The following is a 22,009-nucleotide window of genomic DNA, read 5'->3' on the forward strand; positions in this document are numbered from 1 at the left end:
GGCCGCATATCATAGTGGACGCTCATGTCGGTTCCGCCGGTCTTCGCGGCAAGCGCGCTCTACGACAGCCTGCTTCAGAGCGCGCTCCAGCGCTTCCTGGCGCGTGCGACGCTCGAACTCGAGGCCTCGCTCACCGAGTCGTTCGCTGGTGCGCTGTCGATGGAGCCCACCGACGATCCGTGCGAGGTGGTGCTGCGATGGTTCGGCACGCGGCACATCCTCCACGTGCCGCGGTCGCAGCCGTTCACGGCGCACGAGGTGCGCGTGGCGCGCGCGATCGGCGAGGTGCTTTCGGCGCGCTATACGGCGCTGTTCGACCCGGCGGTGCTGGCCGCGCGCGCGGACCTGTTCCAGGGACTGATCGAGGACCGCTACGTGGCCGCGTTCCTGGACCGGCGGCCGTACAAGGCGGGCGCCGAGCGCAACCGCGCCGATCGTCTCGCACACTGTATCGAGGTGCTGCGCGTGGCGGCGCTCTCCAGCTACGAGAGCGCGGCGATCTCCTCGGGCCTGCTGGCCCTCGGCGACGCGGAGCCGCATGGCAGGCAGCCGTCCGCGCGCGTGTACGGGCAGTCGCTGACGGCCATCAAGAGTTTCTATCGCCTGTGCGACGGCGTGCGCACCGTCTTCCTCGTCGGCGAAGACGGGCTGCTGCTCGACATCATCGACATCACGCAACGGGCCCGGCAGATCCACCCGATGCTGGCCATCACCGCGCCCTGCCCATCCGCGTATCGCCAGCACGCCGCGGCCACGCTCGGCACGCGCGACACCTGCATCGTGTTGAGCCCCACCCACGAGATCAAGGTCTTCGCCGAAGGCGCGCTCGTGTTCACGTTCCGCAACGCGGACTGGCACCTGCTCGACATCGAGGCGAAGTACGTGCAGTGGCTGCAAGCCGTCGGGTCGCGGCCGATTGCCGAGAAGCTGTTCCAGTGCGCGCTCGACATGGCCGACGCGCGGCAGGGCGCGCTGCTCGTGGTGCTGCGCGACGCCGAGGCGGCCGGCATGCTCGTGGCACCGATCGATCGCCTCGACAGACCAGAGCTGCCGTCGACAGACGGCCTGAGTCAGCGCCGTCCGCTGCACTACCTCCTGCGCGGCAGGACGCTCGACGATGTGGAAGACAGCGTGCTCATGGCGCTGGCGAGCCTCGACGGGGCCACGGTGGTGGACACGCAGGGACGACTGATCGCCGCAGGTGCGATCCTGATGCATCCGCATGACGAAGGGGGAGACGCCTGGGTGTCGGAGGGCGCGCGGACGACGGCGGCGCAGACAGCGGGGCGGTTCGGGCCGGTATTGAAGGTGAGTACCGACGGGATGATCACGTGTTACGACGGCGGGCGCTTGTGGGAAATCTGACCGCCTCGCTCACGAACGGGCTCCGGGCTAGAATGGCCTCCCCGGCGGGCATGGCCGGCCGGGGACGAGGAAGGCGACAGCACTGATGCGAGTGTTCGTGACCGGGGCTACCGGCTACATCGGGTCGGCGGTGGTCGATGCCCTGCAGCGCGCGTCCCACGAGGTCGTCGCGCTGGTACGGCACCAGGCAAAGGCTCGGCGTCTGGCCGACCGCGGCGTGGAGTCGGCCGTCGGCACGCTGGGCAACCCGTCCACGTGGCGTCAGCAGGCGTCCACGTGCACGGGTTTCGTGCACGCGGCGTTCGAGCAGTCGCCCAAGGGCGTCGAGATCGATCGGATTGCGCTCGACACGCTCGTCGACCTGGCCCGCGCGGCGGGAGAGCGTGGACCGGCGTCCTTCATCTATACGTCGGGCATCTGGGTGCTCGGATCCTCGCCGGAACCCGTCGACGAGACGGCCCCCCTGCATCCGACTGACCTGGTCGCGTGGCGACCGGCTCACGAGCAACTCGTCCTCGATACGGCGTCAGACACATTGCGCGCGGCGGTCATCCGTCCCGGCATCGTGTACGGCGGCGCGCACGGTATCGTCTCCGACCTGCTGGCGTCTGCCGAGAACGGCCTCATGCGTATCGTCGGCTCCGGCGAGAACCACTGGCCGCTCGTGTACGACCGCGACCTGGCGGATCTCTACGCACGGGTGCTCGTGAGTGACGAGGGGCGTGGCGTCTTCCACGCCACTGACGGTGCGGACGAGCAGGTGCGCACGATTGCCGAGGCGATCGTCGAACATCGGCCGCATCCGCCCGACATCAGGTTCGTGCCGCTGGCCGAAGCGCGCGCGAAGATGGGACCGTACGCCGACGCGCTGGCGCTCGATCAGCGCATTCGCAGCCCTCGTGCGCATGCGCTCGGATGGAATCCGTCGCTCCGTTCCGTATCGGGGAACATCCCGCGCCTGTTCGAGGAATTGCGCCGGGGACGGGCGAGACAACAACAGGAACAGCAGGATTCGTAGGCAGGGGCGCCCCTGGTGGGTGCCCGTAAGGAGCCGTGGCCATGAAACTGACAGCCGGTGTCGGGCTGCTCACCGCAGCCCTCGTTTTTCCCGCGCAGGATGCGTCGGCGCAGACCGCATTCTCGGCCACGCATGCCGCCGCCACGGATCCGCACGCGGAGCACGCCATGGAGGCCGCGAGCCACGCAGGGCATCAGGCCGCGCCTGCGGCCGCGAACCTGCCGCCGGGCGAGGACGGCGCGAAGGCGCGCCTGAATTCGTCCCCGCGCCACGGAGAGTACGCCGACATCGCCCTCGCCGGCGGCAGTCCGCTGCGTGCGTGGGTGTCGTATCCGGAGCGCAAGGACAAGGCGCCCGTCGTCATTGTGATCCACGAGATTTTCGGGTTGTCCGACTGGATCCGATCGGTGGCCGATCAGCTCGCGGCAGACGGCTACATCGCGATCGCGCCGGATCTCCTCACGGGCAAGGGGCCCAACGGCGGTGGCACCGAGGCCTTCGCGTCGCGCGACGACGTGGTGGCGGGCGTGCGTGGGCTGACGCCAGACGAGGTCGTGGCCAGGCTGAATGCGGTGCGTGACTACGGCGTGAAGCTGCCTGCCGCGAATGGGAAGTCGGCGACGGTCGGCTACTGCTGGGGCGGGTCCACCAGCTTCATGTACGCCACCAGGCAGCCCGGCCTCGACGCTGCCGTCGTGTTCTACGGCGGGTCGCCGTCGGACCTCGGCACGCTCGCGTCAACGAAAGCTGCCGTGCTCGGCCTCTACGGCGAGAACGACGCGCGCGTGAATGCGACGATCGATCCGGCGAAGGCCGAGATGGGGCGCCTGAAGAAGGTGTTCGACACGCACATCTACGCGGGCGCCGGCCACGGCTTCCTGCGCGCGCAGTCGGGCCAGAATGGCGCCAACCTGAAGGCCACGCAGGAGGCGTGGCCGACGATGCTGGCGTTCTTCAAGAAGTATCTGTAACGGTGGCTACTTGAAGCTGAGGCCGGCGCTGAGGACGAACATCGTCACGACGGGGTTGCCGATGTAGTCGCCTTCGAGCGGCTGGGCACCGATGCGGTAATAGCGGCCGTCGAACGTGAAGGCGACGTGCTCGCCGATGAACCAGCGGGCACCACCGCCGACGTTGAGCGTCAGCGTCTGCGGGCCGTACGTCAGCGCGGATTCGGCGCGCCCTGCCCTGATCTGCGAGAGCCCCACGCCGCCGCCAAGGTAGCTCCATCCGCGGCTGCTGCCGAAGTTCAGCGATACCTGCGGCACGATGCCGCGCACGCGGTATTCGCCTTCCGTTGTCGTGACGACGGTCGACGCGTCGGCGCCAGGCGCCTGCGTGCCACCGATCATCAGCAGCGATGCGCCCACCCCCAGCGTCACCTTCCCGCGCACGGGATAGACGTGCGCGCCGGCGTCGAAGCCGAGCACGCGCTTGGGAAGCTCCTCCGCGAGGAGGCCGCGCGGTGCCGCCAGTTCCTCCGAGCGGCCGACGCTGGTGAACGCCCCGCGCACGTCGATTGCGAACGGCCCCGGCGGTTCGGGCGCCTGGGCCCACGCCCCGACGGGCGAAGCCAGTAAGCAGACGCTGACGAGTAACAGCGAGCGGGTCACGGAGCGCATCGCAAGCAGTATAGGCGGGAGAGGCGGGGAGTGGCCGTGCGCCCGGGTACAATCTGCCGCATGTCCAGTTCCCAGCGTGCGTTCGCGTCGCGCTCCGCTCGTGCCCTGCTCGTCACCGCCGCCGTGTCGATGGCCGCGTGCTCGACGCCGACGTCGCACGTGGCACCGCCGGGGCCCGACCTCGAATCGATCGACGCCGCGCGTCTCGAAGCACACGCCGCGTTCCTCGCCGACGATCTGCTGGAAGGGCGCGCGCCGGGTGCGCGCGGCGGCGATCTCGCGGCGCGCTACGTGGCCACGCAGTTCGCGCTGCTCGGTCTCGAGCCAGGCGCGGCCGACGGCACGTTCTACCAACCCGTCCCCATCGTCGAGGCGACAGTTTCGCGCGAGCGTACGACGATGAGCGCGCGTGGTTCGAAGGGACGGCGCGCGTTCACGATGGGCAGGGACCTGTCGCTCATCGCGTCCGTCGACGCGCCATCGGTCGCGCTCGATGCGGAGGTGGTCTTCGTGGGCCACGGCATCGTCGCGCCCGAGTACGACTGGAACGACTACGACGGTGCGGACGTGACGGGGAAGGTCGTCATGGCGATGGTCAACGATCCGCCCGCGACCAACGCGGAACCAGACCTGTTCGCCGGCAAGGCGCTCACGTACTACGGGCGCTGGACGTACAAGTTCGAGGAAGCGCTGCGGCAGGGCGCGGCCGGCGTGATCCTCATCCACACGGAGGCCTCGGCCACGTATCCCTTCGGCGTGGTGCTCTCGACGACGATCGGCGAGCAGGTGTTCCTGCCCACTGCCGACGGCGAGCCCGTGCTGCGGCTGAAGTCATGGCTCACCAACGACGCGGCCGTCGATCTGGCCGCGCTCGGTGGACAGGACCTCGATGCGCTGCGGGAGCGCGCACTCACGCGCGGCGCGAAGGCCACGCCGCTTGGCGTCACCGTCTCCTTGCGCGTGACGCAGGCCACCACGCGCAAGACGTCGCCCAACGTCGTTGCGAAGCTGCCGGGGCGCAACGCCGAGGAGGCCATCGTGTTCTCGTCGCACTACGACCACATGGGCCGGCGCGAGACCACCGATGGGTCGGACGGCATCTGGAACGGCGCGCGCGACAACGCGTCTGGCGTCGGCGCGCTGCTCGAACTCGCGCGCGCGTACGCCACGTCGCCGTACGCACCGGGCCGCACCGTCTATTTCCTCGCCACGACGGCAGAGGAGCGTGGCCTGCTCGGATCCGAGTACTTCGTGCAGCACTCGCCGTTTCCCGTGGATCGCATCGCCGCCAACCTGAACATGGACAGCATGAACGTGTACGGGTCGTCGGCCTCGTTCGTGATGCTCGGCGCGGACAGGACGGACGCCGCGGAACTGGTGGAGGAAGTGGCGCGCGCGCAGAACCGCACGCCCGGCACCGACGAGCATCCCGAGCGCGGCTACTTCTTCAGGTCCGATCACTTCCCGTTCGTGAAGGCGGGCGTGCCGGCGTTCTCGCTGACGCTTGGCGATGCGTCGGGCTTCCGTGGCCCGCGCGCCGAGCAGGCGCGCGCCATGTCCGACGCGTACAACGCGACGCACTACCACCAGCCCTCCGACGAAATCTCGCCGGACTGGGACTGGACCGGTGCCGTCGAAGACACGCGTCTGATGGCGGAGCTCGGGTGGCGCATCGCCGCACTGCCCGTGATGCCGGCGTACAAGAGCGGCGACCAGTTCGCACGCATCCGCGCGAAGGACGGGAAGTAGCCCATGCTCGCCACACTCGCGGGGATTCGCGCCGCCGCGGTACGCATCGACCGCATCGCGCGACGGACGCCTGTCGTCGATCTCGCGCCGATCGTCGAGGGCCTGCACGTGAAGTGCGAACAGATGCAGCCCATCGGCGCATTCAAGATTCGCGGCGCATACAACTATCTCGCGCAGCTCGACGCTGACGCGCGCGCGGCCGGCGTCATCACGTACTCGTCGGGCAATCACGGCCAGGCCGTGGCGTACGCGGCGCAGCGATTCGGCATCCCGGCGGTGATCGTGATGCCCGAGACGGCACCGGCCGTGAAGGTGGACGGCGCGCGCCGCTGGGGCGCCGAGGTGGTGTTCGCGGGCACGACGACAGTCCACAGGCAGGAGCGCGCTGAAGCGCTGGCGGCAGAGCGCGGCCTGCTCGTGGTGCCGCCGTTCGACAGCCTGCCGATCGTCGAAGGTCAGGGAACGGCCGGACTCGAGTTGCTCGAACAGGTGCCGGCCGTGCGGACCGTTGTGGTGCCCGTCGGTGGCGGCGGGCTCATCTCCGGCGTCGCGGCGGCCATCAAGTTGTCGGATCCGTCGATTCGCGTGATCGGCGTCGAGCCCGAAGGCGCGCCGAAGATGTCGCAGTCGCTCGCGGCAGGCGTGCCCGTGACGTTGGCATCGGTGAAGAGCGTGGCCGACGGATTGATGGCGGTCAGGCCCGGCACGATCAACTTCGCGCACGTGCAGGCGTTGGTCGACGATGTGGTGACCGTGTCCGACGATGCGATCGTCGATGCGGCGCGCGTGTTGTGGGAGAGCGCGCGCATCGCGATCGAGCCGAGCGGCGCGGCGTCGGTCGCGGGTGCGTTGCCGCGCCTCGACGCCTGGCGCGCCGACGGTCCCGTGGTCGCCGTGCTCAGCGGCGGCAACGTCGGTCTCGCGGAACTCGCGACCCTGATTGCGTCGAGTGCCAGGGGCTGAAACCCCTGGCCTCCATCTGAAAACCGACCGGTTGCCGGTTGCCCACTGCCGGTTGCCGGACTAGGTAGCAAGCGGCGGGCCCTGCGGGACGCGGATGCGCATGCGTGGCGCGGTGTATGCGTGGCGCCTTGCGGTGAACGTGGCGGTGAGGTACTCGCCCATGTGCACGTTGCCAGACATCGTGTCGCCGGTGGCCTTGCCCGAGAACGTGAACGTCACGGAGCTCCCCGGCCGACGCTCGACGCTCCGGACCACGACCTCGTCGCCCTCGACCATGCCCGCGATGTCGCGCGTGCTGAACTCGCCCTGATGCGTGCCCTGCAGCCAGCCGTCCTTCTGCTCCAACGAGAGCGTGTGGCGACCCTGGCTGCTGGCAAACGCAACCTCCACGTCCCAGCGTCCGCTCACGTCGATCGACGGCGCTGCCATTGCCGTCGATCGGGGCGGACGCGTGGCAGACAGCAGTGCATGGATGCGATCGGCCACGATCTTGTCGTCGCCCGGCTGCATCATCCACGCCGCCACGGAGATCGACGTTGTCCCGGCTGCCGCGGCGCCCCGACCGCCTCCGCCCGCACCGACGGCAATCCTGGGCTTGTTCTTCGAGAGATAGTCGGCGGCATCCTCGCCCGTGATGTTGAGAGCGTCGGGGTTCCACGAGATGACGAGCGACGGCGTGCGATTGGACAGTCCCTGCGGCTCGCGCACGGTGGTCGTGACGCCGGGCACCGTGCCCACACGCTTCGCGATCGTGTCGAGCCAGCCGAGCCACGTCTTCCACTCGGCGGCGTGATCGCGCGTGACCCACGCCTCGACGGCGGCCAGCATGCCGAGCGTCTCCTCGCGGCCCACCTTGTTGTCGCGCCCAGGACCATGGTGCGGGGCGCTCGCCTGCCACGCCGACTGCAGCAGCGCCTTGTCGCCGAGCAGCAGACCCGCGCACTGCGGTCCGCGCAGCGCCTTGCCGCCGCTGTAGGCGACGATTGTCGCGCCCTGCTGGAGGTGCACGTTGGGGAAGGTGAGGCCTTCGGCCGCGGCGTCGATCAGGATGGGTACCTTCTTCGGCTTCGCGACCTTCGCGATGTTCTCGAGCGAGAACGGACCAGACATGGTCTCGTTCCCCGCGAGCAGGTAGATCATCGCGGTCCGCGGACCGAGCGCGCGTTCGAGCTCCTCGAGCGAATCGACGGTGATCATCGTCACGCCGACGTTGCGCACGGCGGCGTCGTACACGTTGCGCGAGTAGCGCGGGCAGACGACTTCCGTCTTGTCGAAGCCCGTGAGGTCGGGAATGCGCACGAGGCGTTCGGGGTTGCCGCCGGTGACGCACGCGGCGGTGACATGCTTGAGACCCGCCGCGCAGCCAGACGACACCATGCCCCACTCTGCGCCCGTGAGCTCGGCGAGCCGCTGTCCGACGGCGGCGGCCAGTTCGTCGATCTGCGCGTAGTAGCGCGTCGCGGCATCCATCGCGGCGCGCACTTCGGGCAGTTCGACGGAGCCGCCGATGATCGTGAACGTGCCGCGACAGTTGATGACCGGCTCGACGCCGATCGACTGATAGATCTCCGGCCCTGGCTTCAGCGGCCCTGCGGCCGCAGCGGCGGCGTGCGTGGCGGCGGCGCCGAGCATCGTCGGCATCGCCAGCGCGGGAGCGAGGCGGAACAGATCGCGCCGCGTGACACCCTCCTGCGGCAGGTCGGGAAGGAGATCGTCATGCATGGTGGCCCTATGCTACTGCACTGCATCCGGACATGCGCGTCCGGTGACCCAGTCAGCGCTGAATCAATGCCCGCGCCGCGACGATCGCCTCGTCGAGCGTGGTGACCGCACCATCGAGCTGCTGGTCGTACACGGCGCGCAGCACGTCACCCATCGACGGTCCAGGCGGGACGCCGAGCGCCATCAGGTGCCGACCGAGGAGCAGCGGTGGTGGGGCCGAATGCTCGACACCGAGCGCCGAGACGCGATCGAGGAACCACTGCCCGAACGAGCAGTCGAACGTGCCGCCGCGGCCGTTGCAGTCCGCGTCGGAGAGGCGCGCCAGCAACACCATGTCGACCTTGCGGGCCAGGCGACGGAACGCCCCATCGGAGACAGGCGCGGCGGCCTTCCACCACGACCCGGGCAGCATGTGCCACGCGACGAGCGCGAGCACCTGATTGCGCACCGGGTAGCCGTCGAGCGTGTGGACCTGCAGCGCATCCAGGATGGCCGTGGCGAGCGGTACGCCGGCGCCCTCGTGGCCGGGCGACTTGATGCGGCCGTCAACTTCGGCGGTGACGAGCGGCTTGCCGATGTCGTGCAGGAGCGCGCCGAGCATCAGCGCCACCTGCTCCGGATACGTAAAGTCGCGCTTCCGCGTTGCCGCCTCGTCCACCACCATCGTGGTGTGCGTCCACACGTCGCCTTCGGGATGCCACTCGGCATCCTGCGGGCACGCCGCCAGCGCGTCGAGCGTGGGCCACAGGCGCGCCACGACGCCGAGATCGCGTCCGAGGTGCAGGCCGATGGACGGGCGATGGGCGCGAAGCAGCAGTTTCTCCACCTCGCCCCAGATGCGCTCGGCGGGCAGGTCGTCGAGCGGCGTCTCGCGGCAGACGCGCGCCGTCGCCTCGTCGAGCCGGCAGGCGAAGCGCGCGGCGAACTGCAGCGCACGCAGCACGCGGAGGCTGTCGTCGCCGAACGTCCGTGCGTCGACCATGCGGAGCAGGCGAGCGTCGAGATCGGCGCGGCCGCCGTGCGGGTCGAGGTACGCGTCGGTGAGCGGATCCCAGCCGATCGCGTTCATCGTGAAGTCACGGCGGCTGGCGGCCTCGTCAAACGACAGCCACGGATCGCCGAACACGGCGAAACCCTTGTGCCCGCGACCCACCTTCGACTCACGGCGGGGCAACGACACGTCGAGCCCCTGCACCTTGAAGACCGTGAAGCTCTCGCCGACGGTATTCACCGGCCCCCACTGCGCGAGCAGCGCGCGCAGGTCGTCGGCGGGAATGCCGAACACCTCGATGTCGATGTCCTTGCTCGGGTGTCCCAGCAGCGCGTCCCTGACGTAGCCACCGACGACGAGCGCGCGTCCGCCGCGTGCGCGCACGGCCGTGGCGATCGCATGGACGAGCGCGAGATCCTGCCCCGGCGTGGCGCTGGTCATCGCGGCGTCCGGCTGAACCTGGCCGACACCCAGTCGGCAAGGCCCGGCAACAGTGCCGACGCCGCGGGGATGAGCCGCGTCAGCGCCATCGGATACACGTCGGCCCTTGGGCGTCGCAACGCACGCACCATCGTTGTCGCGACGTGTTCAGGTGATTGGCGAGGGCCGGAGCCCGAGACATCCATGCCCCATTCCTGTGCGATGGCGCTGCGGAACTCCGTTTCGGTGCTGATCGGATACACGAGCGTGACGTGGATGCCGGTCCCCGCGAGTTCGGCGCGCACGGATTCGCCGAGGCCCGCCTGCGCGAACTTCGTCGCGGCGTAGGCACCCATGCGCGGCACGCCCTTGCGGCCGACGATCGACGACACGATGAAGATGTGGCCGTGACGCTGCAAGCGGAAGTGACGACAGGCGGCGCGCGCAGCGTGGAAGGTGCCGAAGTAGTTGACGTCCATCAACCGGCGCATGGCGTCGGCGTCCGTCTCGTCGAGCCGCCCGTTGTAGCCGAGCCCCGCGTTGCACACCATGACGTCGATCCGTCCCGTCGCGGCGATGGCGGTGTCCATCGCGCGATCGACCTGTGCGGGGTCGGTGACGTCACAGGCTACTGGCGTTGCCGCGCCGCCCGCGCCGACGATCGTCGCCGCGACATGTTCGAGCCTGTCGAGCCGGCGTGCGGCCAGCACGACGTGCAGGCCCTCGCGCGCGAACGCTTCGGCGCACGCCTGGCCGATGCCAGACGAGGCTCCCGTGATGACGGCCGTTCGCCGATCGCCCATCCCGGCATCGTAGCAGCGCGGGTGCTATCCTCGGCACCCATGACAGCCGGACGCATGCCCGCGGCCGCCGCGCGAGAGGTGCGCTGACATGGAACGCACGCAGCGGTTGCTCCGCGATCTGGTCGCCATCAACTCGATCAATCCCCTGCTCGTGCCGGGCGCGCCGGGTGAGGCCGACGCCGCGGAGTGTCTGGCAACCTGCCTGCGCGAGAGTGGTCTCGACGTCACGGTGAGCGAGGTGGTGCCTGGCCGCCCCAACGTCGTCGGCGTACTCGACGGCACGCAGCCGGGGCCGACGCTGCTGCTGTGCGGGCACCTCGATACCGTTGGTGTCGAAGGCATGGACGATCCGTTCACGCCCGTCGAACGCGACGGCCGTCTCTACGGACGCGGCACGCAGGACATGAAGGGCGGGCTGGCCGCCTGCGTGGGCGCGGCGCGTCTGCTTGCCGCCGAAGGCCTGGCGAAGGGCCGGGTGCTCGTCGCCGGCGTGGTGGACGAGGAGTTCGCGAGTCTCGGCGCGGAGGCCCTGGTGCGCGACTGGCGCGCTGACGCCGCGGTGATCACCGAGCCGACGGATCTCACGGTGGCGACCGCGCACAAGGGCTTCGCGTGGCTCGAGATCGTGACGCATGGCAAGGCCGCGCACGGCAGCCGGCCCGAAGACGGGCGCGATGCGATTCTCGCGATGGGGCGCGTGCTCGGCGTCCTTGAGCGGTTCGATCAGGAACTGCGCGCGCGTCCGACGCATCCGCTGCTCGGCAGCGGATCGCTGCACGCGTCGACGATCGCCGGCGGCACCGAAGCGAGCGTGTATCCGGCCGAGTGTCGTCTGTCGATGGAACGGCGCACGCTGCCGGGCGAAGACGGTGCGCGTGCGCTGCACGAAGTGGAGCAGATGCTTGCCGTGCTGCGCCGCAACGACGCCGCGTTCCGCGCCGACGCGCGTCTCGTCGTGGATCGGCCGGCGTACGACCTCGACCCGTCGGCGGAACTGCCGCAGCAACTCGTGGTGGCGGCGCGTGCGCGCGGCCTCGAAGCACGCCTCACCGGCATGAGCTACTGGACCGACGCGGCGATTCTTGGCAATGCGGGCATTCCGACAGTGATCTTCGGTCCGCGCGGCGCGGGACTCCACAGTGCGGTGGAGTACGTCGACCTGTCGAGCGTCGACGAGTGCGCGTACACGCTTGCCGCCCTCGCCAGGCAGTTCCTCGGGTGAGCGGTCGCTGACGTATCAGCGCAGGCGGTGCCGGCGTGGATCACCCGCGCAGGTGCGCTGGTAGGCGCGGCCGCCCGTGTCCCATCCCGGCGAATCGTGCCGGCACGACACGCAGCGCAGCGTGACGCGCGACCCTTCGACGTGCAGATAGCGGTCGTGTCCCTGCATGCCACAGATGGCCTGCTGCAGCCACTCGCCGATGCGTGCCAGTTGTTCGGCGAACGGTCGTTGTCGGGCCTGTAGAGCCGGGAATGTGGTGGTGAACGCCGTGGGATGGAATCCACTGGCCATGAGTGCGTCTCCTCCCTGACGCCCCGCACATCAGTGCAGTGCGCCCCTCGTGTATGTCAACGGCCGGGAGCGAGATGGCGAACAGCTACTGCAATTCAGGAACTCGGCGCCGTGGGCTTCGGCTCGAGCAGGTGCTTCAGCTGCCGGCCGTAGTAGCGCAGCACGAAACGATCGCGCACGCGCACCACGGTCCCCTCCTGCTGCAGCACGCCGCGCTCCTCGAGCAGCGCGAGTCCCTGCGTGACAGCCAGGCGTGCATCCGTCGTCTCGAGGTTGGCACCGTCGGCGCCGAGGCGATCGATGAGGGCGGCGACAGCGGAGACCAGGTCGGTGCGCGGCATGGACGGCCGCATCGCGGCGGCCACCAGGGCCGTCGGCAGCACCTTGTGCAGGCGGCCGATGGAGCCGAGCACCTGCTGTGCGAGCCCCATCACGTCGCGGCGCGATCGCGTTTCGCCACGCGCCAGCGTCACGGGCGTGCCGAACGTCACGAACGCGCGCGACTGGTATCCCACCGCCGTGCCGACCATCTCCGCGAGTTCGCGCGTGAACGGGCGCTGGCGGCCCTTGGTGAGCTGCGGCGCGAGGATCCGGTCTTCGAGCACCAGGTCGTACGCGATCGCCACCGGCACGATGCTGAGTACCGGCACTTCCGCCAGCACGACGGCGTTGAACAGGCCCGTCTTGGCGCTCTTCAACTCGCCGCTGTAGCTGCGCCCGCCCTCCGGATAGAAGAACAGGTCCTGTGTTTCGAGGAGTTCGGCGACGAAGGCCTTCAACGTCACCAGGTACGCGGCGTCGCGCGCGCCACGGCGGATCGGGATCGCGCCGGTGACGTGCTTGTGCAGCAGCCCGAGCGCACCGCCGAACAGGTTGATGCCCGCCGCGATGATCGGCGGCCGGATCTGATGGTCTTCGAGGATGAGCGGCTCGATGAGGTAGTCGAGGTGGCTCTTGTGGTTCGACACGTAGACGACGCGGCCCTTGTCGAGCGCGCCGTAGACGTTGGACAGGCCCTCCGGCTTGCGCTCGACCTTGCGCAGGATCGGATAGAGCGGGTGCTTGAGGGCGCGGTAGATCGAGTGCCGCTGCCTCGCGCGCAGCTCTTCCAGGTAGCCCTCGATGCGTGCCAGGGCCGCGGGATCGCCATCGGGCGGCTGATACAGCCGCCGCACGTCCTCACGCGCCAGTACGGCTTGCCGCAGATCGTCGCCAATCACGACACAGGAGTGTAGCAGGGGGAGGTACCGGCAACCGGCAACGGGTCACAAGGAGATATCAAGAGGTCCGCCGGGCGCGGGTGGGGCTGTCCGGGGACAGGACCCGCACCTTCAGGCGTTTCGTGTGCTCTGAATCTCGCGAATCACGGCGTCGGTGAACGCCGTCGTCGACGCGGTGCCGCCGAGGTCGCCTGTCAGCGTGGTGCCTGCGGCGAGAACGCGGCTCACGGCGCCGAAGATCACGTCGGCCGACGACCGCTCGCCGATGTGGCGCAACAACATCAGCCCCGACAGCAACAGCGCTGTCGGATTCGCCTTGTCCTGACCGGCGATGTCGGGTGCACTGCCGTGCACGGCTTCGAACACCGCGGCGTGCTTGCCGAGGTTCGCACCCGGCACCACACCCAGGCCGCCGACAAGGCCAGCCGCCAGGTCGGACACGATGTCGCCGTACAGATTCGGCAGCAGCAGGATGTCGAACTGTTCGGGCCGCATCACGAGCTGCATGCAGGCGTTGTCGACGATCTTCTCGTCGTACTGCACGCCCGGAAACTCCTTGGCCACCGCGCGTGCCGACCGCAGGAACAGGCCGTCGGCCTGCTTCATGATGTTGGCCTTGTGGATCGACGTCACCTTGCGGCGGCCGTTCTGCCCCGCGTACTCGAACGCGAACCGCGCGATGCGCTCGCTCGCCGTCGCGGTGATCACCTTCAACCCCGCCACCACGCCCGGCACGATCTCGTTCTCGAGGCCGGCGTACAGGTCTTCCGTGTTCTCGCGGACGATGACCATGTCCACACCCTGGAAGCGTGACGGGACGCCGGGGAGGTTGGTCACGGGCCTGAGGTTGGCGTAGAGATCGAGGGCCTTCCGCAGGCCGACGTTCACGCTCGTGAAGCCTTCGCCGACCGGCGTCGTCACGGGGCCCTTCAACGCGACCTTGTTGGCGATCACCGAGTCGAGGAGCGACTGCGGCAGCGTGCTGCCCGTTTGCGCCACGGCCGTCACACCGGCGTGGTGCTCCTCCCATTCGATGTCGACGCCTGCCGCCGCGATGATGCGCACGACAGCCGCGCTGACCTCTGGGCCGATACCGTCTCCGGGAATGAGCGTGACGCGATGAGCCATGCGGAGGTCATTATAGAACCGTGCCCGACGTGGACTGGCACCCGTGGCACACAGCCGCCTTCCTCGACGCACAGCGCCGCCGGAGGCCCGTCCTGCTGCTCCTCGAGACAGCCTGGTCGCCTGCCTGCGCTCGCGTCAGAGCCGATGTGCTGTCGCACCACGAGGTCGTGCAGGCGGTCGCCGACACCATGGTGGCCGTGCGCGTGGACGCCGATCGCCGGCCAGACATCGCCGACAGGTACGGCCTCGGCCACTGGCCGTCGCTCCTGATCCTCACGCCGGACGGCCACATCCTCACGGGAGGTACGCACCCCGACGCGTCGCTTGCCGCGCGCATCAGGGCCGTCGCCGACTCCTTCGCGCGCACGCCTCACGCACGCGAGACGGCACCGGCGCTCATCGACGAGATCCTGCCGATCGACGACGTGGCGTTGACTGCCCGCATCGCGGAGGCCGTGGCTGCCGGCGACGAGACGCGGACCGTCGAGCCGACACCTGGCAGTGCGCCGTTGGCAGGCGTCGCGCTCTTCGCGCTCGCGCGCGCGGCCGTCGCGCAGGACGATGCGTGGGCGCGTCGTTCAGCGGCGGCGATCGACGCGCTCGACGACGTGCGGTCGGGCCCGGAGGGTCGACCCTACCCGCACACGCGCGGTGTGCTCGCGTGCGTGCCCGCCGACGGCGACTGGCCGGCAGTTGCGCGACTGGAGGATCAGGCCGAGTGGACGCGCGTGCTTGCGCGCGCCGTGCGGATGCACCCCGTGCAGGAGTGGATCGATGGCCTGGAATCGCTCGTGCGAGGCCTTCGTGCCTTCCGCCGCGACGATGGGCACTGGCAGCCGTGGCTCGGTGCGAACGGTCCGGTGTTGGTCGACGCATCGGCGCGCGCCTGTCGTGCGCTCATCGCCGCCGGTGAAGTCCTCGAACGCCACGAGTTGGTTCGCGAGGCCATCGACTCGGTCGACGTGCTCGCCTCGGCCGCGTACGCGCGCGCGGCAGGCGTGGCGCACGTGCTCGAAGGCGGGCGGGCGCGCGGCCCGATGCTGCTGGATGATGCGATGCTGCTCGGGCATGCGCTGCTCGACGGCGACGCGTGGCGCGACAACGACGTGTATCGCGATCTCGCGGAGGAGATCGCACGCACGACGCTGGTGCGTCTGCAGGGGACGTCGGGCGCACTCGTGGACCGCGTGGCGGCGCTGGCGGGTGCCGGGCAGGTCGGCCGTCTCGCCGAGCCGCACCATCCACTGACGGGCAACGCCGAGGCCGCACGCCTCCTTCTGCGACTGTTCCCTGACGATGACCAGGCACGGGCGGATGCGCGTCGCCTCCTGCGTGGCGTGAGCGCCGACGCGGCGTTGGCGGGCGTGTTCGGCGCGCCTGTCGGGCTTGCGTGGGAAGCCCTGGCACCGGCCGGCGCCATCACTGCCGCGTGGTAGACTACGCGACCCGGAGGTCCTTGTGTCACCGTCAGTTGCACCCGCCACAGCCGCCCTGCACAACGTCGCCACTCGCCTGCGGATCGACTCCGTGCGGAGCACCACGAAGGCCGGCAGCGGTCACCCCAGTACGTGCTGCTCCGCCGCTGACATCGTTGCCGTTCTTTTCTGCGGCGAGATGCGCTACGACCCCGCCGACGCCGCGCGTCCCGACAACGATCGCTTCGTCCTGTCGAAGGGCCACGCCGCCCCGGTGTTGTACGCCGCGTGGGCTGAAGTCGGCATCGTGCCGCGTGCGTCGACGCTGACGCTGCGCGAACTGACCAGCGACCTCGAAGGGCACCCCACGCCTCGACTGCCGTGGGTGGATCTGGCGACCGGCTCGCTCGGGCAGGGCCTCGCGGCGGGTGTCGGCTCCGCGCTCAACGCGCGCCGGATCGGCAGCGACTATCGCACGTACGTGATGCTCGGCGATGGCGAGATGGCGGAGGGGTCGGTGTGGGAAGCCGCGCAGAGCGGGCAGTTCCACGCCGTGGATTCACTCTGCGCCATCATCGACCTCAACGGACTCGGCCAGAGTCGGGGGACGCAGTTCGGCCACGACGCCGAGAACGTCGCCGCGCGGTGGCGCGCCTTCGGCTGGCACGCCATCATCGTCGACGGACACGACATCGCGGCGATTCAGGCGGCGTTTGCCGAGGCCCGACGCACGAGCGGCAAGCCGACGGTGCTCGTGGCGGTCACGCTCAAAGGCAAGGGCGTGTCGATCATGGAGGGCAAGGACGGCTGGCACGGCAAGGCACTGAAGCCGGCGGAAGCCGACGCCGCTGTCGCCGAACTCGAAGCCCAGTTGGCGCCGGAGTCCGGCGCCGATCCCGTCGTCATCCCGAAGCCGTCCGGCGTCATCACCAGGCCCGATCCGGCATCGTCAGGGCCGATCGCGCCACCGGCCTACGCCATGGGCGATCTGGTGGCGACGCGCGAGGCGTTCGGCACCGCGCTCGCGAAACTCGGCGCGGCCGATGCGCGCATCGTGGCGCTCGACGCAGACGTGAAGAACTCCACGTTCAGCGACCGCTTCGAGAAGGCGTTCCCCGAGCGCTTCTATCAGTCGTTCATCGCCGAGCAGGTGATGGTAGGCATGGCGATGGGTCTGGCGGCACGCGGGGCGATTCCGTTCGCCGCGACGTTCGCGGCGTTCCTCACGCGTGCCTCCGACTTCATCCGCATGGCCGGTGTGAGCCAGGTGCCGGCCAAGTTCGCCGGCAGCCACTGCGGCGTGTCGATCGGTGAGGACGGCCCGTCGCAGATGGCGCTCGAGGATCTCGCGATGTTCCGAGGCGTGCCCGGCTGCGCGGTGCTCTATCCGTGCGACGCGGTGAGCACCGAGCGTCTGATGGCGGCCGCCGCCGCGCATCCCGGCATGGCGTACCTGCGCACCAGCCGCCCGAAGACGCCGGTCATCTACGGCAACGACGACGTGTTCGCGGTGGGTGGATCGAAGGTGCTGCTGTCGTCGGCGTCCGACGTCATCACGATCGCCACCGCTGGCGTCACGGTGTTCGAGGCCCTGCGTGCCGCAGAGACGCTGGCCGGTGAGGGCATCGGCGTGCGCGTGATCGACCTGTACTCGGTCAAGCCCGTCGACGCCGAGACGGTGCTCGCCGCGGGACGCGAGACGGGCCTCATCCTCACCGTCGAGGATCACTACTCGGCAGGCGGCATCGGCGACGCGGTGTGCGAGGTGGTTGCGCCGCATGGCATCCGCGTGGATCGCGTGGCGGTACCCGGAGTGCCGCGCAGCGGGACGCCAGAGGAGCTCATGGACATCAACGGCCTGTCGGCGCGCGCGCTGACGGAAACCGTCCGCCGATTGGTCAGCGCGCGCTGACGCACGGGCGGCGGTCGATCGATGCACGCGGGTTCTCGCCTCGTTCGTCTCGTCGCGCTCGCCGTCGCCGGCGCGGGCGGGCTGCACCTTGTAGTGCTCGCGCAGGAGCAGGGCCACGTTGTCGCACGAGCTGAAGCCCGTGCGCTCCATCAGGAGGCGGCGCAGCCGCTGCGCGCGGTTCAGGATCCGGCGTGGGTGCCCGACGGTACCCGCATCACCGTCTCCGTACTCGATCAGATCTGGACGATGACGCCGGATGGCCGCGACCCTCGGCCGTTCGTGGCGTGGCCGCACGGCACGCCGCCGGCTGTCGAGCGCGATCCCGCGTGGGCACCCGACGGTCGACGGCTCGCGTTCGCGGCAGACATCGGCGGCGGCTTCGACCTCTACGTGGCCACCGAGGGTGGGGCGCCGCGCCGTCTCACGATCGCCCCCGGCGACGAACGCCAGCCGTCATGGACGCCCGACGGTCGCCTCGTGTTCGCGCAGCGCGCGCGCGACCAGTGGGGACTGATGGTGATCAACGTCGACGGCACGTCGCCGGACGTACCACCGCGCATCGAGGTGCTCGTCGACACGCAGGCCGACGAGCGTGATCCTGCCGTGTCGCCTGATGGACGTCGTCTGGCGTACGTGAGCAGCGACGCCGACGACAACGGTTCCGACGACGTGTGGGTGCGTGCGCTGCCGGGGCTCTCCGTGCTGCCCGACGGCGGTGAGCCGGTGCCGACGACTGTCGACGAACGCCCGTGGCGCGTCACGGCCACACGTGCGCGCGAGTCGAATCCCGCGTGGGATCCGTCCGGCCAGCGGCTGGCGTATGCGGCCGACGACGATGGGGACGGGGCGGTGTGGGTGACGGCCGTGCCGTCCGGGCCTGCGGCGACGGGCCGCCGACCGCGCGGCGCGGGCGACGGCGCGATTCTCGTGTCGCGCATGCGGTCGCGCCCGGTCTGGTCGCCGGATGGCCGCACGCTGCTCCTGGCGGACCTGCCAGCCGACTGGCCGCGTTACAACGGCAATCCCGCGCGCGTGCCAGCCGACCCACCCCCGGTGTTCGGTCGCGGCGCGGGCTTCGGACTGCGCACGATTCCCGCGCCGCTGCCGCCAGACGCCGGCGCGCAGCCCGTACAGAGCGCCGTCGAACCCGACGCCGTGCGGTGGACGCTCGCCTTCGATCGCACATGGCTGCTGCTGCGCGATCTCTACTACCGGTCTGGGCCGCAGGCGGCGGCGTGGGACGCGCTCCGGGCTCAACTGCGGCCCCGCGCAACGGCCGCGCACACTGGCGCGGAACTCGCCGTCGTCGTCGACGACCTGGTGGCGCGGCAACCGCTCGTACGCGAGCCAGTGACGTCGCAGGACGCGATGGTCGTGTCAGGTCATCGCCTCGCGAGCGAGGCAGGCGCGCGCATTCTCCAACAGGGCGGCAACATCGTCGATGCGGCAATCGCCGTGTCGTTCGCGCTCGGTGTCGTCGAACCCGACGCGTCGGGCATCGGGGGCGATGGGATGGCGCTGCTGTTCCTGAACGGCATGCGCGAGCCCGTGGTGATCGACTACAAGGACCAGTCGCCCATCCACGCCACGCTCACCAACCCGGCGATCTTCCGCGACGGCCGTATCGTCGGCGACGGCCCTGCTGCAGCGAACATTCCCGGTGTCGTCGCGGGGATGGATCACCTGTACCGCCGATACGGATCGGGCCGTTTCGCGTGGTCGCAACTCATTGCTCCGGCGATTGCGCTGGCCGCTGAAGGGTACGAGCTCGACGAGGCCCTGCCGACGACGCTGCGCGAGGGACGGCCGCAGCTGGAGCGATGGCCGGAAGCCGCGCGTGTGTATCTCCCGAACGGGCGCGTGCCGCGCGCAGGTGAGCGCTTCGTCAACGCCGACTACGCCTCCACGCTGACGGCAATTGCGTCAGAAGGTGCTGACGCGTTCTATCGGGGCAGCCTCGCCAAGCGCATCGCGGCCGACATGGAGGCCAACGGCGGCATCATCGGCGTGGAGGATCTGGCGCAGTACCAGGTCATCGAACGCACGCCTGTCAGCGGCCGCTATCGCGGGCTCCAGGTGTTCGGCACGCCGCCGCCCGTGTCGACGGGCACGGCGCTCATCGAGACCCTGCAGATTCTCGACAGGTACCAGCCGCCGCGCGGTGCGCGGATCACCGAGTCGCCCGACTACCTGCACTACGCCATCGAAGCGTGGAAGGTGCGCGATCCGCTGCGGCGCGTGGCCGATCCCGCGCTGTGGCCCGTCGATGTGACGTCGCACCTCGAGCCGGAGCACGCCGCGTCACTCTTCGGCCGGATCGATCCGCTGCGCGCGCAGCCGTTCGCAGCCGAAGGCGATGGTGGTACGCAGGGACAGGGCGAACGGATCGGGCGTGGCACCACGGCGTTCGCGATCGGCGATGCCGCGGGCAACACGATCGTCGTCACGCAGACGCTGTCGACGTGGGGTGGTGCGTTCTACGTGTCGAAGGGACTCGGCTTCCTCTACAACAATCACCTGCGCGGCTATCGCACCGTGCGCGGTGCATACGGGCAACTGTTGCCGCTCATGCGGTCCTCGTCGACGAGTGCGCCGACGCTGGTGTGCGAAGAGGTCAATGGCGTGCTGCGCCCGCGCCTGGCCGTCGGTGCCGCGGGTAACGCGTGGATCACGTCATCGGTCTACGGCATCGTCCTGGCGCACGTGGACGGCGGGCTCGGCGCGCAGGCGGCCATCGAGGCGCCGCGGCTGCTCGTGGGCCGCGATCCGATCGACGCCGCCGGACTCGTCGCGCGAGTGCAGATCGAGGACCGCATTCCCGGCCGCGTGCTCGACGCGCTCGCTGCGAAGGGCCATCGCTTCCAGACGATCGGCCGCAAGGGCGAGATGCGCTACGGATATGCGGCCGTGATGCAGTTCGACGCGGCAACGGGCCGGATCGAGGCAGGCGCGGAGCCCCGTCGATCCCACCACGCGATTGCAGTACAACGATAGACGCGGGCGTCACACGCGCCCGCCGAGGCCACCATGGCGACCACGCGCACGTCTTTCCTGATCGACGAACTCCACAGGGCCTACGACGGCGATCCGTGGCACGGATCGTCAGTCGCCACGCTGCTGTCAGGGCTCACCGCCGCGGAGGCGATGGCGCGCCCGATCGACGGCGCGCATACCATCGCGGAACTGGTGGCGCACATGACGGTGTGGGTGAACGAGGTCACGCGCCGCGTGTGCGGTCATCCGGCCGCCGATCCGATCGAAGGCGACTGGCCGTTGCCGCGCGCCGTCGACCAGGCTGGCTGGGCCGCGATGCACCTCGCGTTCGCCAATGCGATGGCGCGCCTCATCGAGGCCGTCGCGGGGTTCCCCGAGTCCCGCTGGGACGACATCGTCGGCGACGCGCGCAACCCCGCCCTCGGCACGGGCCTCTCCTACGCACAGACGGTCTCGGGACTGGTGCAGCATCTGGCCTATCACGGGGGACAGGTGGGGATGATGAGGAAGAGCCTGTCAAAGGGAAAAAGGTAAGAGAGCGTAGACTCTGAACGTGGACTCCAGGTCCGAACGTCGCAGCCGCATGACGGCGCGGGTGTACCGGTCCAACGCCGAACACGATCGCGATGACCCGGCGTACTGGGCCGCGCTGCCGATCGATGTGCGTGTTACCGAAGTCTGGCGCCTCAGTGTCGAGCAATGGCAGATGCGCGGGGGCTTCCCTGATGAACCAGGACTTTGTCGATCTGTTGTGCGCATTCATCGACCATGAGGTGCGCTTCCTGGTGGTCGGTGCATACGCCCTTGGTGTCCACGGTCGCCCACGCGCTACGGGTGACCTCGATGTGTGGGTCGAGGCGACTCCGGAGAATGCGGTTCGCGTGATGCGGGCCCTTGCCGGGTTCGGGGCGCCACTCGAGCAGGTCACGACAGACGATTTCGCTCGTCCTGGCATCGTCTTCCAGATGGGAGTACCGCCACGCCGCATCGACATCCTCACGGCGCTCAGCGGCATCACGTTCGCCGACGCCTGGCCGTTTCGCCTGCGCGCTCCGTTCGGCCCCATCTCGGTCGACGTCCTCGGGCGCGACGACTTCATCGCGAACAAGCGTGCGGCCGGACGGGCGAAGGATCTGGCCGACATCGAGGCGCTGGGCTCACCCGATTGATCGGT

General features: G+C 69.7%; 18 protein-coding genes. 11 read left to right on the top strand and 7 right to left on the bottom strand.

Annotation, left to right across the window (positions count from 1 at the left end):
* Positions 1 to 24: 24 nt before the first annotated feature.
* The 3 genes from IT182_03315 to IT182_03325 all read left to right on the top strand — a co-directional run bounded on the left by IT182_03315 (position 25) and on the right by IT182_03325 (position 3,354).
* Entirely contained in the window at positions 25 to 1,365 is a 1,341-nt protein-coding gene (locus IT182_03315) for a hypothetical protein (protein ID MCC6162359.1), read from the top strand.
* 85 nt (positions 1,366 to 1,450) lie between these two features.
* On the top strand, positions 1,451 to 2,383 hold the full coding sequence (locus IT182_03320; GenBank protein ID MCC6162360.1) for an NAD-dependent epimerase/dehydratase family protein: 933 nt from the start codon (positions 1,451 to 1,453) through the stop codon (positions 2,381 to 2,383).
* A 41-nt stretch (positions 2,384 to 2,424) separates the two neighbouring features.
* Entirely contained in the window at positions 2,425 to 3,354 is a 930-nt protein-coding gene (locus IT182_03325; GenBank protein ID MCC6162361.1) for a dienelactone hydrolase family protein, read from the top strand.
* 6 nt (positions 3,355 to 3,360) lie between these two features.
* Here IT182_03325 and IT182_03330 read toward each other — a convergent pair whose 3' ends face one another.
* On the bottom strand, positions 3,361 to 4,005 hold the full coding sequence (locus IT182_03330; GenBank protein ID MCC6162362.1) for a hypothetical protein: 645 nt from the start codon (positions 4,003 to 4,005) through the stop codon (positions 3,361 to 3,363).
* Positions 4,006 to 4,065: 60 nt separating this feature from the next.
* Here IT182_03330 and IT182_03335 point away from each other — a divergent pair, with 60 nt between their 5' ends.
* Together IT182_03335 and IT182_03340 are read left to right on the top strand one after the other, a co-directional pair.
* Positions 4,066 to 5,754: a M20/M25/M40 family metallo-hydrolase gene (locus tag IT182_03335; GenBank protein ID MCC6162363.1), complete on the top strand. Its 1,689-nt coding sequence runs from the start codon at positions 4,066 to 4,068 to the stop codon at positions 5,752 to 5,754.
* 3 nt (positions 5,755 to 5,757) lie between these two features.
* Positions 5,758 to 6,717 carry a threonine/serine dehydratase gene (locus IT182_03340; GenBank protein MCC6162364.1) on the top strand — a complete coding sequence of 320 codons (960 nt, stop codon included), beginning with the start codon at positions 5,758 to 5,760 and terminating at the stop codon, positions 6,715 to 6,717.
* Between the two features lie 60 nt (positions 6,718 to 6,777).
* Here the strand turns inward: IT182_03340 and IT182_03345 are convergent, their stop codons facing one another.
* The 3 genes from IT182_03345 to IT182_03355 form a co-directional block, all read right to left on the bottom strand.
* A complete protein-coding gene (locus IT182_03345) occupies positions 6,778 to 8,358 on the bottom strand; it encodes an aminotransferase class V-fold PLP-dependent enzyme (protein ID MCC6162365.1) in 1,581 nt (526 codons plus the stop codon).
* 133 nt (positions 8,359 to 8,491) lie between these two features.
* Positions 8,492 to 9,871, bottom strand: coding sequence for an HD domain-containing protein (locus IT182_03350; protein MCC6162366.1), 1,380 nt, complete (start codon positions 9,869 to 9,871; stop codon positions 8,492 to 8,494).
* A complete protein-coding gene (locus IT182_03355; GenBank protein MCC6162367.1) occupies positions 9,868 to 10,653 on the bottom strand; it encodes an SDR family NAD(P)-dependent oxidoreductase in 786 nt (261 codons plus the stop codon). Before IT182_03355 ends, IT182_03350 begins: the two co-directional genes overlap by 4 nt.
* 88 nt (positions 10,654 to 10,741) lie before the next feature.
* Between IT182_03355 and IT182_03360 the strand changes: the two genes are divergently transcribed.
* A complete protein-coding gene (locus IT182_03360) occupies positions 10,742 to 11,875 on the top strand; it encodes an ArgE/DapE family deacylase (GenBank protein ID MCC6162368.1) in 1,134 nt (377 codons plus the stop codon).
* Positions 11,876 to 11,890: 15 nt separating this feature from the next.
* Here IT182_03360 and IT182_03365 read toward each other — a convergent pair whose 3' ends face one another.
* The 3 genes from IT182_03365 to IT182_03375 form a co-directional block, all read right to left on the bottom strand.
* Positions 11,891 to 12,166 carry a hypothetical protein gene (locus tag IT182_03365; GenBank protein ID MCC6162369.1) on the bottom strand — a complete coding sequence of 92 codons (276 nt, stop codon included), beginning with the start codon at positions 12,164 to 12,166 and terminating at the stop codon, positions 11,891 to 11,893.
* A 95-nt stretch (positions 12,167 to 12,261) separates the two neighbouring features.
* The gene (locus IT182_03370; protein ID MCC6162370.1) at positions 12,262 to 13,386 is read right to left on the bottom strand and encodes a 1-acyl-sn-glycerol-3-phosphate acyltransferase; all 1,125 of its coding nucleotides are present in this window, start codon (positions 13,384 to 13,386) and stop codon (positions 12,262 to 12,264) included.
* A 111-nt stretch (positions 13,387 to 13,497) separates the two neighbouring features.
* The gene (locus IT182_03375; protein MCC6162371.1) at positions 13,498 to 14,514 is read right to left on the bottom strand and encodes an NAD-dependent isocitrate dehydrogenase; all 1,017 of its coding nucleotides are present in this window, start codon (positions 14,512 to 14,514) and stop codon (positions 13,498 to 13,500) included.
* Between the two features lie 20 nt (positions 14,515 to 14,534).
* On the opposite strand from IT182_03375, the gene IT182_03380 reads away from it, so the two are divergent.
* From IT182_03380 to IT182_03400, 5 genes are all read left to right on the top strand, one after another.
* Positions 14,535 to 15,950: a DUF255 domain-containing protein gene (locus IT182_03380; protein MCC6162372.1), complete on the top strand. Its 1,416-nt coding sequence runs from the start codon at positions 14,535 to 14,537 to the stop codon at positions 15,948 to 15,950.
* Between the two features lie 55 nt (positions 15,951 to 16,005).
* The gene (locus tag IT182_03385) at positions 16,006 to 17,841 is read left to right on the top strand and encodes a transketolase (protein ID MCC6162373.1); all 1,836 of its coding nucleotides are present in this window, start codon (positions 16,006 to 16,008) and stop codon (positions 17,839 to 17,841) included.
* Between the two features lie 21 nt (positions 17,842 to 17,862).
* Complete coding sequence (locus tag IT182_03390) at positions 17,863 to 20,835, top strand: gamma-glutamyltransferase (GenBank protein ID MCC6162374.1); 2,973 nt, start codon at positions 17,863 to 17,865, stop codon at positions 20,833 to 20,835.
* 33 nt (positions 20,836 to 20,868) lie between these two features.
* A complete protein-coding gene (locus tag IT182_03395) occupies positions 20,869 to 21,369 on the top strand; it encodes a DinB family protein (GenBank protein MCC6162375.1) in 501 nt (166 codons plus the stop codon).
* Between the two features lie 191 nt (positions 21,370 to 21,560).
* Complete coding sequence (locus IT182_03400) at positions 21,561 to 22,004, top strand: hypothetical protein (protein ID MCC6162376.1); 444 nt, start codon at positions 21,561 to 21,563, stop codon at positions 22,002 to 22,004.
* Positions 22,005 to 22,009: the final 5 nt, after the last annotated feature.

The sequence above is a fragment of the Acidobacteriota bacterium genome (assembly GCA_020845575.1).
In the GTDB taxonomy this organism is placed as follows: domain Bacteria; phylum Acidobacteriota; class Vicinamibacteria; order Vicinamibacterales; family Vicinamibacteraceae; genus Luteitalea.

Coding starts and splice junctions, on each gene's coding strand:
- IT182_03315 (MCC6162359.1), top strand. CDS start 25: ATGTCGGTTCCGCCGGTCTTCGCGGCAAGCGCGCTCTACGACAGCCTG.
- IT182_03320 (MCC6162360.1), top strand. CDS start 1,451: ATGCGAGTGTTCGTGACCGGGGCTACCGGCTACATCGGGTCGGCGGTG.
- IT182_03325 (MCC6162361.1), top strand. CDS start 2,425: ATGAAACTGACAGCCGGTGTCGGGCTGCTCACCGCAGCCCTCGTTTTT.
- IT182_03330 (MCC6162362.1), bottom strand. CDS start 4,005: ATGCGCTCCGTGACCCGCTCGCTGTTACTCGTCAGCGTCTGCTTACTG.
- IT182_03335 (MCC6162363.1), top strand. CDS start 4,066: ATGTCCAGTTCCCAGCGTGCGTTCGCGTCGCGCTCCGCTCGTGCCCTG.
- IT182_03340 (MCC6162364.1), top strand. CDS start 5,758: ATGCTCGCCACACTCGCGGGGATTCGCGCCGCCGCGGTACGCATCGAC.
- IT182_03345 (MCC6162365.1), bottom strand. CDS start 8,358: ATGCCGACGATGCTCGGCGCCGCCGCCACGCACGCCGCCGCTGCGGCC.
- IT182_03350 (MCC6162366.1), bottom strand. CDS start 9,871: ATGACCAGCGCCACGCCGGGGCAGGATCTCGCGCTCGTCCATGCGATC.
- IT182_03355 (MCC6162367.1), bottom strand. CDS start 10,653: ATGGGCGATCGGCGAACGGCCGTCATCACGGGAGCCTCGTCTGGCATC.
- IT182_03360 (MCC6162368.1), top strand. CDS start 10,742: ATGGAACGCACGCAGCGGTTGCTCCGCGATCTGGTCGCCATCAACTCG.
- IT182_03365 (MCC6162369.1), bottom strand. CDS start 12,166: ATGGCCAGTGGATTCCATCCCACGGCGTTCACCACCACATTCCCGGCT.
- IT182_03375 (MCC6162371.1), bottom strand. CDS start 14,514: ATGGCTCATCGCGTCACGCTCATTCCCGGAGACGGTATCGGCCCAGAG.
- IT182_03390 (MCC6162374.1), top strand. CDS start 17,863: ATGCACGCGGGTTCTCGCCTCGTTCGTCTCGTCGCGCTCGCCGTCGCC.
- IT182_03395 (MCC6162375.1), top strand. CDS start 20,869: ATGGCGACCACGCGCACGTCTTTCCTGATCGACGAACTCCACAGGGCC.
- IT182_03400 (MCC6162376.1), top strand. CDS start 21,561: ATGAACCAGGACTTTGTCGATCTGTTGTGCGCATTCATCGACCATGAG.